Raw genomic sequence first — 12,539 nt, forward strand, 5'->3', positions numbered from 1 at the left:
CATGGGAATTGTTGTGCAGACGGTTGCGCGGACCGAACAGTCCGTCATCGACAGGCTGAGGGAGGCCGGTGTTGCCACGGTCCACGAGGCACAGGGCCGCAAGGTGATGCTGGCGAGCTACATGCGCCCGATATATGCCGGCGCGCAGATTGCCGGCTCGGCGGTAACGATTTCCGCGCCTCCCGGCGACAACTGGATGTTACATGTCGCCATCGAGCAATTGAAGCAGGGCGATACGCCTCTTGAAGCTTGTTGCGGACCCGCAGTTTTATCTGAATTGCTTGCGTAAACCTTACAGAGGGCAGCCTCAATCTATCAAATGTCACTAGGCCCACCGGTTTCTGGATCGTCTCTTTACGGAAAATCTTTCCGCTAGGATTCAGAATGCCGATCGGCCGCGTGATCTAATCTGGGAGGAAAGTACCATGAAGACGAATTCCAAGCGCAGATGGCGTGTAAGCGGCGCGATCGGCCTTCTGGCCGCTGCTTTCGTTTGGGCGCAGGGTTTTACCGAATTTGCGCAGGCGATACCCCTGACGGAAGCCGTGATTACGGGTGGCAAGGTGCAAGGTGTTCCAAGCGACACGTCAGGTGTGATGCAGTTTCTGGGCATTCCTTTCGCCGGTGATGTCGGCGGGGAAAATCGCTGGAAACCTGCACCACCTGTGAAAGGCTGGGAGGGAACCCTGTTGGCAGACAAGTGGGGCAATCAGATGCTTCAGGACCCCAACGAGCTTAGTGACGCGCCCGTCAGCGACAATGGACTGAACCTTGCCATATGGACACCGGCCGAAAGTACTGAGGAAAGGCTGCCGGTCTACATGCTGATCCATGGCGGTGCGAACCGGCTGGGCTCGAGTGCAATGAAGGATCTTTATGCCGCGGAGTTGGCCGCGAAAGGTGTCGTTGTCGTTTCAGTTCAGTATCGCCTCGGAGCGCCGGCCTGGCTGGCGCTGCCGGAAATGGCAACAGAAAATCCGGATGGGCCAAAGGGCAACTTCGGCGTTCTCGACCTTGTCGATGCACTCCATTGGATCCGGAACAATATCAAGGCCTTTGGTGGCGATCCGGCCACGGTTACGATCGGCGGACAATCGGCTGGCGGCGAAAATACTGTTGCGCTGCTTCGGACGCCGTTGGCGAAAGGGCTCTTCAAACGAGCGTTCATCCAGTCCAGCTTCACCGGCTTCCTGCCAGGAAAGGTGGTGGATTTCGCCAAGAAGTCCAAGCAGAACCAGGAGGCGATCAATAAGCTGTTCGATAAGGAGATGACGCTTGCGGATCTGCGCGCTATCGATACGAAGACCTGGCTCGAAAAATGGCAGGGAGGAAAGGAAACACTCTACGGCGCCATGGCCGGCGCCGTCGCAACGAATCAGTTCTATACGATCGACGACTACGTCTTCACCAAAGATTCGGTGAACTTGCTGCAGCCGGGTGATTTCGACGAGCTCGACATCATGATCGGGCAGACGGCCGACGAATACACCAGCCTGCGGCCGAACGACTTGAAGATGACCGAGGAGGAACAGCACCATGCGATGCTTACGGCGATCCGCCCGCATCAGGCTGGGAACGTGGATGAAGACGTCTTCCCGCTCTATGCCACGGACGATCCGGTGGAAGCCTATCGTCTGTCGCTACGCATGCTCAACGATTTTATGTTCGAGTATGTTCGGGTGGGAGCCGAGTTTGCCAAGACGCATAGCAAAGCCAATGTCTACCTCTATTATTGGGATCATTGGCCGCCAGGCAAGGATCAGGGTTTTCGCCGTGCCTGGCACGCTGGTGACAACTGGTACTTCAATGGTTCCCTCCGTCCGGACAACCACAATCAGCTACCCTGGACCGATCCTGACCTCTCAATGCGCGATATCGCGGTGACTTATCTTGCGAATTTCATCAAGACAGGGGATCCGAACGGCTATGATGTTCCACATTGGGGACAGGTGGCCGCTCAATCCGGCGGCCAGTTCATGCGCTTCCACGAGGGGCAGGCGGAAATGCGGACTTCGACGGTCTACCCCACGCGGGATGCCTACCTTCGCAGCAAGATTCTTCAAGGCATCGGCATCACGGAAGCCGATCTTCGAGGTGCCAGCAAATAATACCGAGGCGACGAACCCAGTGCGAATAGGAGAGAAGCATGTTCACCCATGTCACGATCAGCAGCAACGTCTTGGAACGGGCCAGGCGATTCTACGGCGCGAGTTCGTTGCATCGGGACCAAGCGCGGGCCATCTTCTTGTGTGGTACAAGGCCGGTATCGCGCACGGTCGCACGCTGATCGAGAGCCTTCCCGCGGAACGTCCGAACGGGTCGTTCGTCGGCTGTCTTCGATCCGGATGCAAATTAGCTCACCGCACGATCTCAGCCGACGAAGTGAGATCGGTTTCAGCGACACCTGCGATTTTTGTCCGCTCGTACGGATCCGCTAGCAAGCGGACCGTCCGCAGCTGAACCCTGCCAATTCTTAAGCGCGCAGTGCAGGAAGATTCATCAGCTTATCGCGCGATAAACATCGAGCGAGCTCACCAGACCGATATCAGGATCATGACGTGGCTGGATATCGCCTGGCCACTTCGTGATCGGACTGTCTCCATCCTTGCTTCAATCTCACCGCCGTTCCAATTTTTGAGCGGCCGGCTTGGGAATCTCCAGCATCACTGCCAGGCCGCCACCGGCCGCTGTCGATGCCGAAACGCGGCCGCCATGCTGCTCGACCGCGTGCTTTGTGATGGCGAGGCCCAGGCCAAAGCCGTTTGGCGCAGCCGTGTCGCTTCCGCGCGCAAACGGCTGGAATATCCAGTCGACTTGAGGCGCAGGCACACCTGGCCCTTCATCCGTGACCGTCACGCGAAGGGCTCCATGAATAATCTCCGAACGAATGGAAACGCGAGAGTTGTCGGGGGAATATTTCAGGGCGTTGCGGATGACATTCTCGAAGGCGCGATAGATCAGCTCCCCGTTGACCTCGGCGATGAAGGTGGCGGAGCCGTCATGGGACACAGTAATCCCACGCGCCTGTCCCTCAAAAGCCGCGTCTTCGATGATCCCGTTCAGCAGATCCATCAGATCGAGAGTTTGAACGACGTTGCTACCGGAGCCAGCGGTCAATCGCGCGAGGGTGAGGATCTCGCCAACCAGCCCGTCGATGCGCTCGATCTCACGGTCCATGCGGTCCATCATTATCTCAAGCTTCGACGGATTCTGCCGCAGCACCCCAATGGCCGCCTGAAGGCGGGACAGCGGCGAGCGCAGTTCATGGGACACGTCGTGAAACAGGCGCTGTTGGACCTCCTGAAGTTCCTGCAGGCGCGCGGCACTGGCATCGAAGTCATGAGCCAGAGCCGTTACCTCGTCCTTCCGACCGTCCATTTTGTCACCGATGCGGACGTCGAACCGGCCATGAGCGAGGGCGCTCAGGCCGTGACGGAGATGGGCGACAGGACGAATGAGATAGCGAGCGAGCCAGAAGGCGGAGATCGCGCTTGCGATCAGGGCCGATGCCCAGGGCACCAGCTTCGGCCAGGTCTCCGCGATAACCCCCGGTTCCTGCGCGATGGTCGTCGCGCGGTAGCAAGCGTCACCTACAACGACGTTGCGCATGTTCGTTGTACCGACATCCGGGCAAGCAGTCGTCGGACCGATGTCGGATATGGAAAGGTCGACCGGCTGGGGCACCGCCCTTGCGGCTCGCGCGAACGATTTGGCAGCTTCCTCCCCTTCTAGCGCCAGCAACTGTTGCGCTACGTCAAGCGCGAAAACCCGCTGCTGGCGGGCGATGTCCTGAGAGAGCGGGCCGACATCGAGCAGAGCGCTGATTGCAAACAAACCTGCGATTGATGCAGCCATCATCAACCATGTGATGGTGAAGAACTTCCAGAACAGGCCACGCATCATCGGTCTTGCAGGAGTTGATAGCCCTGTCCCCGCACCGATTGTATCCAGGATTGGCCGTCATCCCTGGTGCCGAGCTTCTGGCGGACGCTGCTCAGGTGAACGTCGATCCGCCGGTCAAACGGCGTCAGGGGGCGTCCGAAGGCGTGCTTCGATATTTCCTGCTTGGAGACGAGCTGACCGGCATTACGGGCAAGCACCTCGAGCAGGGTAAACTCAGTGCCTGTCAGTTCCAGACGCTTTCCACGCCATTCCGCCGTCCTGTTTCCCGGATGCATGGCCAATTCGCCAGCCCGGAGCACTTCTTGCGAGATGCCGGAGCCAGAGGAGCCGGCCCGGCGCAATATGGCCTTCAGCCTTGCCGCGAGCTCGCCGGGTGAGCACGGCTTTGGTACATAATCGTCGGCCCCGAGATTGAGCCCGGCGATCCGGTCGACGTCATCGCCCTTGGCCGTCAGCATCAGGACGGGCACCGGACTCGATCGTCTGATGCGCTGCAGGACATCGATGCCGTTCATATGCGGCATCATGATGTCGAGGACGATGATGTCGACGGTGCCTGATGCAGCCTGAACGATCGCGGCGCGCCCGTCCTGCGCGGTCGTGACCTCGAAGCCTTCCTCGGAGAGATACTCCTTGAGGAGTGTCGTGAGATCGTCGTCGTCGTCGATAAGAAGAACCTTTGCCATTCGGAAGCCTATCATTCGTTCAGAGGGCAGCCATACAGGACAATCCCTGTCGGACAGTGAATTTTACCTATCTTAACACCGGCTTGACCGCACTTGACGTTAGATCCGCTACGGACAGGCAAATTCTTCGCTAGTCCGGGCAGGTCAATGAAAATTGCATTCAGAAAAAGATCCAATCCGCCTTTGGCGGTCACGCTCTGCCTGCTCCTGTCCGGTTGCGCGACATTCGCGGAGCTTCAACCAGCCGACGTCAAGATCGCAAGTATCTGGCATGCGACCGTGCCGCATGGCGGCAAGACATCCAGCCTCGTGTCGTGGTGGTCAACCTTCAACGATCCGTCGCTGACTTCTCTCATTGGCTACGCCCAGGAGGAGAATCCGAGCCTTGCCTCGGCCGCCGCCGACATCGACAAGGCGCGCGCGACGCTGGCTTCCGCACGGTCGAGCCTGTTTCCGGGTTTGGACGGCTCGGCCTCCGTCGCGCGGTCTGCCACCGATGGCGACGCCACCAACCGCGTCGCCGCTTCGACGACATCGAGCGGCGGCCTTGATGCCTCCTGGGAGATCGACCTGTTCGGCAAGACGCGGCAAAAGAGCGAAGCGGCTCAACTCCGGGTCCAAGAGCAGATCGCCAACTGGCACGACGCCCGGGTATCACTCGCCGCCGAGGTCGCCGACTATTATGTACAGTACCGGGCCTGCCGGCAGCTCGAGAACGCCTACAGCGTCGAACTCGCCTCACAGCGCGAAACGATACGGGCGACGGAGACCGCCGCGACATCGGGCTTCACCTCCACCGCCGACCTTGCATTAGCACGGGCAAGTGCTGCTTCATCCTCATCGACGCTGACGGCGCAACAGGCCGAATGCGCGGTACTGGTGAAATCGCTCGCCCAGGTCACCGGCACTGACGAGGCACGGGTCCGGCAACTGCTGGCGGAGGGCAAGGCAGACATTCCGACGCCGAAGAACTTCAAGCTCGCGGCCGTGCCGGCAGAAGCGTTGCGACAGCGTCCGGACATCGGCGCGCTCGAACTGGAGCTTGCCGCTTCCATCGCCGATGTCGGGGCGGCGAAGGCCGATCTTTATCCGAGCCTAAGTCTTGATGGCTCGCTCACGATCAGCAGTTCGACCCTGACGGGCGAATCGCTGCCCTGGTCCTTCGGTCCGGCGCTGACGATTCCGCTTCTCGACGGTGGATCGCGTCGCGCCGCCGTCACAAGCGCTATCGCCGATTACGATACGGCGGTCGCCAACTACAAGTCGGGCGTGCTGAGCGCGGTCGCCGAGATCGAGACTGCGCTTGTTCGGGTCGACAGCACCCGTAGACGGATCGGTGACGCTGGCAGCGCGGCCCGCAACTACAGGACCTATTTCAATTCGGTTGATGCCAACTGGCGGGCGGGTGGTGTCAGCCTGCTCGACCGGGAGGAAGCCCGGCGCTCTGCGCAATCGGCAGAGATTTCGCTCATCGAAATCCGGCGCGATGCGGTGCGCTACTGGATTGCCCTCTACAAGGCGCTCGGTGGAGGCTGGAACGCCGATCGCGTTACCTCGGCACAGCGCCAGACGAAATCACAAGGAAATTCTCTCTGATGCGAACAGCCCCGTTTTTTGTTGCTCTCTTCGCGGGGGCAAGCCTTGCATTTTCCGGTCAATCTTCACTCGCGCAGCAAGAAGAAGCTGCGGCCCTCACCGTAGCCGTCGTGAAGCCGTCTGAGCGCCAGTGGGCCGAGACCGTGCCAGCGAGCGGCTGGCTCAAGCCATGGCACGAGGCGATCATCGCATCGGAAATCAGTGGGCTTCGCATCACCGATGTTCTCGTCGATGTCGGCTCGGTGGTCGCGAAGGGTCAGCCGCTTGTTCAGCTAGCGGACGAAACCGTACTTGCGGATTTGCGCAAAGAGGAGGCGTCGGTCGAGACCGCCAAGGCAGACCTCGCCAAAGCGAAGGCGAATGCCGACCGCGCGCGGCAGGTGCGTGGCAGCGGCGCGCTTTCGGACGAGAAGGTCACCGAATACCTGATCGCCGAGCAGACCGCCGAGGCGAGCCTCAAGTCCGCCGAAGCCGCGCTGGACAGCCAGAAGATCAAGGTCAGTCAGACCAAGATCGTCGCGATCGATGACGGGCTGATCACCTCCCGCTCCGCGCAGCTTGGCGCAGTGGTCTCCTCAGGAACAGAGCTGTTCCGGCTGGTCCGTCAGCAACGCGTGGAATGGCAAGCCGAGGTCTCAGCCCGATATTACCCTCACATCAAGGAGGGCCTTGCTGCAGCGATTGCCGGCCCTGGCGGCAGGCGCATCGAGGGGAAGGTAAGGCTGGTCGGACCGACGGTCAGCACCGATACGGGCCGCGCGATCATTTATGTCACGCTGCCACCGGAAGATCATCCTCCTGTCGGCATCTATGTCACCGGACAGATCGAGCTGCAGTCGACGAGTGCCCTCACGGTGCCTGAGACGGCGCTCGTATTCCGCGACGGCATCAACTACGTCTTTACGGTCGATAAGGATCGGCGCGCCTTTCGCGTGCGTGTCGAGACCGGACGCCGCAATGGTGGCGAGGTGGAGGTCCTGTCCGGCATCGATCGATCAACCTCAGTCGTGAAATCCGGTGGCGCCTTCCTCTCGGATAAAGCGCTGGTACGGGTTGAAGGAGAAGCACAATGAACTTCTCCGCATGGTCGATCCGCAATCCCGTTCCATCCATTCTGCTTTTCGTTCTGCTGACCGTCGGCGGTCTACTTGCCTTCGAGCGGCTCGCCGTCCAGAACTTTCCAGACATGGACTTGCCAACGGTGAAGATTACCGCGACGCTTGAGGGCGCGGCTCCAACGCAACTGGAGACCGAGGTCGCCCGCAAGATCGAGGACAATCTCGCCTCGCTTAGCCTGCTCGACCATATCACCACGACAATCACGGACGGGTCCGTGTCGATCAGCGTCTCCTTCGAACTGGAAAAAGACAGCGAGGAAGCCCTCAACGAGGTCCGTAACGCAGTCGACAGCACGACGGATCTGCCGGCCGACATGGAGTCGCCGAGCGTCACCAAGGTCACAGTGCAAAGTTCACCGCTGCTCACCTACGCCGTCAGCTCGACCCGGCTCAACGAGACGGAACTTTCCTGGTTTGTCGACAACGACATGACAAAGGCCCTGCTTTCCGTATCCGGTGTGGGCGAGGTAAGCCGAGTTGGCGGGATCGACCGCGAAGTGCATGTCGATTTGAACCCTCAGATCATGGGATCGCTGGGAATTACTGCCGCGACGGTTTCGTCCCGTCTCAAATCCGTTCAGGCGGACAGTTCGGGCGGACGCGGCGAGATCGGTGGTAGCAGGCAGACGATAAGGACTCTCGGCGCCGTCGCCTCGGTGGAGGAGCTTGAGGCCCTTGCGATCCCGCTGCCGAACGGCGAATTGGTGCGTCTCGATGAAATTGGCACCGTGACGGACAGCTTCTCCGACCGCTCGTCGCTTGCCTATCTCGATGGGCAGCCGGTGATCGGCGTGCAGGTCAAGCGCTCGAACGGCTTTTCGGACACGGGCGTCGCAGCCGGCATCCAGGCCGCGATGAAGACGTTCGCGGCCGCCAATCCCGATGTGGAGATCGTTGGGGCCTACAGCACGGTCGGGCCGATCATCGAGAACTACGATGGCTCCATGCACATGCTCTACGAAGGCGCGATTCTCGCCGTCGTCGTGGTCTGGCTGTTCCTGCGCGACTGGCGAGCAACCTTCTTGTCCGCGGTGGCGCTGCCCCTGTCGGTTATCCCGACTTTTCTGGCGATGTATTTCGCGGATTTCAGCCTGAACACCGTGACGCTTCTCGCCCTTTCCCTGGTGGTCGGCATCCTCGTCGATGACGCCATCGTGGAAGTCGAGAACATCGCGCGCCACCTCAACATGGGAAAATCGCCGATGGACGCGGCGCTGGAGGCCGCCGACGAGATCGGCCTTGCTGTCATCGCCACGACCTTTACGCTCGTCGCCGTGTTCCTGCCGACCGCCTTCATGAGCGGTATTCCCGGCCTCATCTTCCGCCAGTTCGGTGTCACCGCAGCCGTCGCGGTGCTGGCTTCGCTGCTAGTCGCGCGCCTGCTGACACCAATGATGGCCGCCTACATGATGAAGGCGCATCCGATTGACAAGAAGGACGGACGCATCATGCGCACCTATATGGCCGTCATGAAAGCCTGCCTCCGCCACCGGAAACTCACGGTTCTCGGTGTCTGCGTCTTCCTCGGACTTTCATTATCGGCAATCCCTCTTCTCAAATCGGGATTCCTGCCGGCCTCCGACGACGCACAGACGAAGGTAACGCTCACACTGCAACCGGGGAGCACCATCGAGCAGACAGACGCTGTGACGCGCCAGGCCGCGGACATCATCGCAAAACTGTCGGATGTGACCCACGTGTTCGCAGCCGTCGGCAGCGCCTCCTCGGGGGGCGGCCTGGAGTCCTCAACAACAAATGACGTCACCTCGGCAACCCTTGTCGTTGATTTGACACCGATCGGCGATCGTGACCGCAAGCAGTCCGAGATCGAAAATGACATCCGTCAGGCGCTCGCGGCGTTGCCCGGTGTGAGGGTGGAAGTCGGAACGGGCGGCAATGGAACGACGCTTGAGATCACGCTTGCCAGTGACGACTCCAATGCCCTCGATCAGGCAGGCAACGCGCTGGAGGAGCAGTTGCGCACGCTTAAGGGCATCGGCGCCGTTACCTCCAGTGCCTCACTCCAGGCCCCGGAGATCCAGATCGTCCCCGATTTCACGCGAGCGGCAGCACTTGGCGTAACGTCGGAAACGATTTCCGAGGCGGTCCGCGTGGCGACCAACGGCGACTACTCCTCGGCGATGGCAAAGCTCAATCTGCCACAGCGGCAGGTATCGATCCGCGTGCGGCTCGATCCCGACAACCGAACGACGCTAGACGACATCGCCAATCTCCGCGTCAGCGGCGCGAACGACAGCGTAGATCTCGGTTCCATCGCCGCGATTGGCATCGGCGGCAGCCCGTCGGAGATCAATCGCATCGATCGATCGCGCAACGTCACGCTCTCGGTCGAACTCAACGGCCGGATCCTTGGTGACGTCAACCGTGAAGCCCAGGAACTGCCTGCGCTGAAGAACCTTCCACAGGGCGTCCACCTTGTCGAACAGGGCGAACTGCAGCGCAGTTCCGAATTGTTTGAAAGCTTCGGCATTGCCATGGCGATTGGTGTGTTCTGCATCTACGCCGTGCTGGTGCTGCTCTTCCACGATTTCCTGCAACCCCTCACCATCCTCATGGCATTGCCATTGTCGCTCGGTGGGGCACTTCTGCCGCTCATCGTCACCGGTACGAGTTTCTCCATGCCGGCGGTGATCGGACTGCTCATGCTGATGGGCGTCGTGACGAAGAACTCCATCCTGCTGGTCGAATACGCCATTATGGCACGACGCGGCGGCATGGCCCGGTTCGACGCCCTGGTCGACGCGTGTCACAAGCGGGCGCGGCCCATCATCATGACCACCATCGCCATGGGATGCGGCATGCTGCCCGTTGCACTCAGCCTCACTGGCGGCGATGCGAGCTTCCGCCAACCCATGGCGATCGTCGTGATCGGTGGGCTGCTGACCTCCACATTCCTTAGCCTGCTCGTTATCCCGGTCATCTTCACCTTCGTCGACGACTTCCTTGACCTCCTCAAGCGGCCGTTCCGCGGCAAGCAGAGGGAAAGGGCATAGCCTGTGCCTGCAGAATCTGGCTAACCCGCTGGGAGATAAGAGCATGAATTGCGTTAGGCCAGGCACGATCATTGCTTCGAACCGCTCAAATTGGATCGGATCGCCACCGTCAGAGACCACAATTTTGTCGCCATCAAAGGAGATGGATCGACACTCTGACCGATCTGGAAGCAGCGGCGTTTTCTATTCCGAATACATCGGGACGGATCATTGAGTGCTATCGTAGTTTTCAGCAAGGATGCCGAATGGATCCACGTTTCGCCTTCAGATGGTTTGCATTTAAGCGTTTGACGCTGTCAGCTTTGGCCGAGTTGGCACGCGTTGATGGCTCGCTTTCCCGTTCAGTTACGCGAAGAATGAGCAAGCCACGGACCAGCGTGCTTCCCTTTATCCTTGTCATCACTATCTGCATGCCAGTGTACGGCTGCGTGACGACAACCCGGGCTGTCTATTCGGCCAGCGAAGCGGCGGTTGCCGAAGTCGATGGTTTCGATAACATTCGTGCTTATGCCGATGCTCCCGAGGGCAGCATTGGAGACGAGACACAATGGTTGCCCCGCACGACCGGCAAGAACCTCAACGTTCTTTGCGTTTCGGGTGGAGGTTCTGGAGGAGCATTTACGGTTGGCGTTCTGTCCGCCTGGAGCAATCAACATACACGGCCAGTATTCGATGTTGTCACAGGTGTCAGTACAGGTGCGCTGATAGCACCTTATGCATTCCTCGGTCCCGCATACGACAAGGCGCTCACCGATCTTTACACTGGTGGCCAGGCGAGAGAGCTCGTGGATATGAGGTGGATGGGTACCGGCCTTTTGGGAACGAGCATCCTCAAGGGGGAGCGCTTGCGGCAGATGGTCTCCGACTACATAACGAGCGATATCCTGCAAGAGATTGCAGCGGAGCACCGCCGGGGACGACGGCTGTTCGTTCTTACGACCAATCTCGATTCGCAGCGCGGTGTGGTTTGGAACATGGGCGCTATTGCAAACAGCGGCCGGCCAGATGCGCTCGGGCTTTTTCGGGATGTCCTGATCGCCTCCGCAAGCATACCGGGCGTCTTTCCAGCGGTGACAATCAAGTCCAAATCCGGGTCCAGGCAGATCGAGGAGCTGCATTCCGACGGCGGCTCATCGATGCAGTTCTTTGGCTTGCCCGACGCTGTGCTCGCCTCGCCGGGCAGACAGGCGCCGCTTAACAAGCGCAATCCAGACATCTACGTGATCGTGAACAACGCCCTTATGCCGGAGTTCGCCGAGACGAAGAATTCGACGATCTCGGTGGCCGGACGGTCCTACGCAACGATGGTTAAATCTCAGACCAAACAGGCTTTGCTTGCCCTCTATAACCATAGCCAAAGAACCGGCAGTGGATTGAGGATCGCATGGATCGACAAACAGATCCCCTATTCAATGCTCGATCCCTTCAATACCGACTATATGCGCGCTGTTTACGCGGACGGTTACAATCAGGCGATGGTCGGCACGGTATGGAAGAACGCGCCGATCTTTTGAGCCGGGCGTCCCGACAAAAGGCGGTGTCTGGTCAAGAAGGCAGAAGAGAAATCAACTTTGTCAAGGTTGCAACCAGATCGCGCCGCTCTGAGATGTCGAGAACACGAATGCCCTGGAGCAGATGAGATGACCTTGCAACTTCTTCTCTCGTCCTGCTCAAAAGCTCCCGACCTGCCTTCGTGATTTCAACGTAGATCGTTCGCTTGTCTGAAGGATGCGGTACCCGCTTAAGGTACTTTCGCTGCTCCAGTTTCGTTAACCGCCCCGTGATGGCGCCTGTCGTCACCATGCAGAGCTCAGCAAGATCACTCGGTCGAATCGGGCGACCCTCTGGACGTTGAGCAAGGTGGGTCAGGACATCGATATCACCCACTCCGAGACCAAAAGGCGTGAGAATTGCCTGAAGAGATTCCTGATCCAACTGATAAAGGTGCCGTATTCTCATTGCTATCGCTATCGGAGAGCTGTCTTCACCGGGAAAATCAATCTCCCACTGTCGAACGAGTTCATCGAACACCTTTTGGGTCTGAGATACAAGGCGGTCGCTGCTGTCTAACATGTTGAAATCCAATCCCATGGGCTTAGCCACTACTTACCAAAGCCAGGCATGATGCGCAAAGGGGTCCACGCGTAGCCGCGTTCATCACTAATCATCCAGGACCCTTGACACAATATATTTTAGATCTAAGATACCTCTAAATGATATGG

Annotated in this window: 8 protein-coding genes and 1 pseudogene; 6 read left to right on the forward strand and 3 right to left on the reverse strand. The window is 59.4% G+C overall.

Translation table 11 applies throughout. The features are described 5' to 3' along the window. Position 1: 1 nt before the first annotated feature. Together ACQZ5N_RS16410 and ACQZ5N_RS16415 are read left to right on the forward strand one after the other, a co-directional pair. Positions 2 to 235: pseudogene (locus ACQZ5N_RS16410) on the forward strand (RraA family protein); the annotation flags it as partial. 190 nt (positions 236 to 425) lie between these two features. Then, the gene (locus ACQZ5N_RS16415; protein WP_448733494.1) at positions 426 to 2,108 is read left to right on the forward strand and encodes a carboxylesterase family protein; all 1,683 of its coding nucleotides are present in this window, start codon (positions 426 to 428) and stop codon (positions 2,106 to 2,108) included. Positions 2,109 to 2,616: 508 nt separating this feature from the next. On the opposite strand, the gene ACQZ5N_RS16420 is transcribed toward ACQZ5N_RS16415, so the two are convergent. Both ACQZ5N_RS16420 and ACQZ5N_RS16425 read right to left on the reverse strand, forming a co-directional pair. Continuing rightward, complete coding sequence (locus tag ACQZ5N_RS16420) at positions 2,617 to 3,900, reverse strand: HAMP domain-containing sensor histidine kinase (protein ID WP_448733573.1); 1,284 nt, start codon at positions 3,898 to 3,900, stop codon at positions 2,617 to 2,619. Beyond that, positions 3,900 to 4,589 carry a response regulator gene (locus ACQZ5N_RS16425; RefSeq protein WP_448733495.1) on the reverse strand — a complete coding sequence of 230 codons (690 nt, stop codon included), beginning with the start codon at positions 4,587 to 4,589 and terminating at the stop codon, positions 3,900 to 3,902. Before ACQZ5N_RS16425 ends, ACQZ5N_RS16420 begins: the two co-directional genes overlap by 1 nt. Before the next feature lie 147 nt (positions 4,590 to 4,736). On the opposite strand from ACQZ5N_RS16425, the gene ACQZ5N_RS16430 reads away from it, so the two are divergent. The 4 genes from ACQZ5N_RS16430 (at position 4,737) to ACQZ5N_RS16445 (ending at position 11,831) form a co-directional block, all read left to right on the forward strand. Then, positions 4,737 to 6,185 carry an efflux transporter outer membrane subunit gene (locus ACQZ5N_RS16430; RefSeq protein WP_448733496.1) on the forward strand — a complete coding sequence of 483 codons (1,449 nt, stop codon included), beginning with the start codon at positions 4,737 to 4,739 and terminating at the stop codon, positions 6,183 to 6,185. After that, positions 6,185 to 7,258 carry an efflux RND transporter periplasmic adaptor subunit gene (locus ACQZ5N_RS16435; protein ID WP_448733497.1) on the forward strand — a complete coding sequence of 358 codons (1,074 nt, stop codon included), beginning with the start codon at positions 6,185 to 6,187 and terminating at the stop codon, positions 7,256 to 7,258. Before ACQZ5N_RS16430 ends, ACQZ5N_RS16435 begins: the two co-directional genes overlap by 1 nt. Next, a complete protein-coding gene (locus tag ACQZ5N_RS16440; protein WP_448733498.1) occupies positions 7,255 to 10,317 on the forward strand; it encodes an efflux RND transporter permease subunit in 3,063 nt (1,020 codons plus the stop codon). The genes ACQZ5N_RS16435 and ACQZ5N_RS16440 overlap by 4 nt, the downstream gene beginning before the upstream one ends. 245 nt (positions 10,318 to 10,562) lie before the next feature. Continuing rightward, complete coding sequence (locus tag ACQZ5N_RS16445) at positions 10,563 to 11,831, forward strand: patatin-like phospholipase family protein (protein WP_448733499.1); 1,269 nt, start codon at positions 10,563 to 10,565, stop codon at positions 11,829 to 11,831. Positions 11,832 to 11,862: 31 nt separating this feature from the next. Here ACQZ5N_RS16445 and ACQZ5N_RS16450 read toward each other — a convergent pair whose 3' ends face one another. Continuing rightward, positions 11,863 to 12,390 carry a MarR family winged helix-turn-helix transcriptional regulator gene (locus tag ACQZ5N_RS16450; protein ID WP_448733500.1) on the reverse strand — a complete coding sequence of 176 codons (528 nt, stop codon included), beginning with the start codon at positions 12,388 to 12,390 and terminating at the stop codon, positions 11,863 to 11,865. Positions 12,391 to 12,539 lie beyond the last annotated feature (149 nt).

The sequence above is a fragment of the Agrobacterium sp. 22-221-1 genome, assembly GCF_053522445.1.

Excerpts from the sequence above, each read along its gene's own strand:
- ACQZ5N_RS16420 (WP_448733573.1), bottom strand. The coding sequence starts at position 3,900 with ATGCGTGGCCTGTTCTGGAAGTTCTTCACCATCACATGGTTGATGATG.
- ACQZ5N_RS16445 (WP_448733499.1), top strand. The coding sequence starts at position 10,563 with ATGGATCCACGTTTCGCCTTCAGATGGTTTGCATTTAAGCGTTTGACG.
- ACQZ5N_RS16440 (WP_448733498.1), top strand. The coding sequence starts at position 7,255 with ATGAACTTCTCCGCATGGTCGATCCGCAATCCCGTTCCATCCATTCTG.
- ACQZ5N_RS16435 (WP_448733497.1), top strand. The coding sequence starts at position 6,185 with ATGCGAACAGCCCCGTTTTTTGTTGCTCTCTTCGCGGGGGCAAGCCTT.
- ACQZ5N_RS16450 (WP_448733500.1), bottom strand. The coding sequence starts at position 12,390 with ATGTTAGACAGCAGCGACCGCCTTGTATCTCAGACCCAAAAGGTGTTC.
- ACQZ5N_RS16415 (WP_448733494.1), top strand. The coding sequence starts at position 426 with ATGAAGACGAATTCCAAGCGCAGATGGCGTGTAAGCGGCGCGATCGGC.
- ACQZ5N_RS16430 (WP_448733496.1), top strand. The coding sequence starts at position 4,737 with ATGAAAATTGCATTCAGAAAAAGATCCAATCCGCCTTTGGCGGTCACG.
- ACQZ5N_RS16425 (WP_448733495.1), bottom strand. The coding sequence starts at position 4,589 with ATGGCAAAGGTTCTTCTTATCGACGACGACGACGATCTCACGACACTC.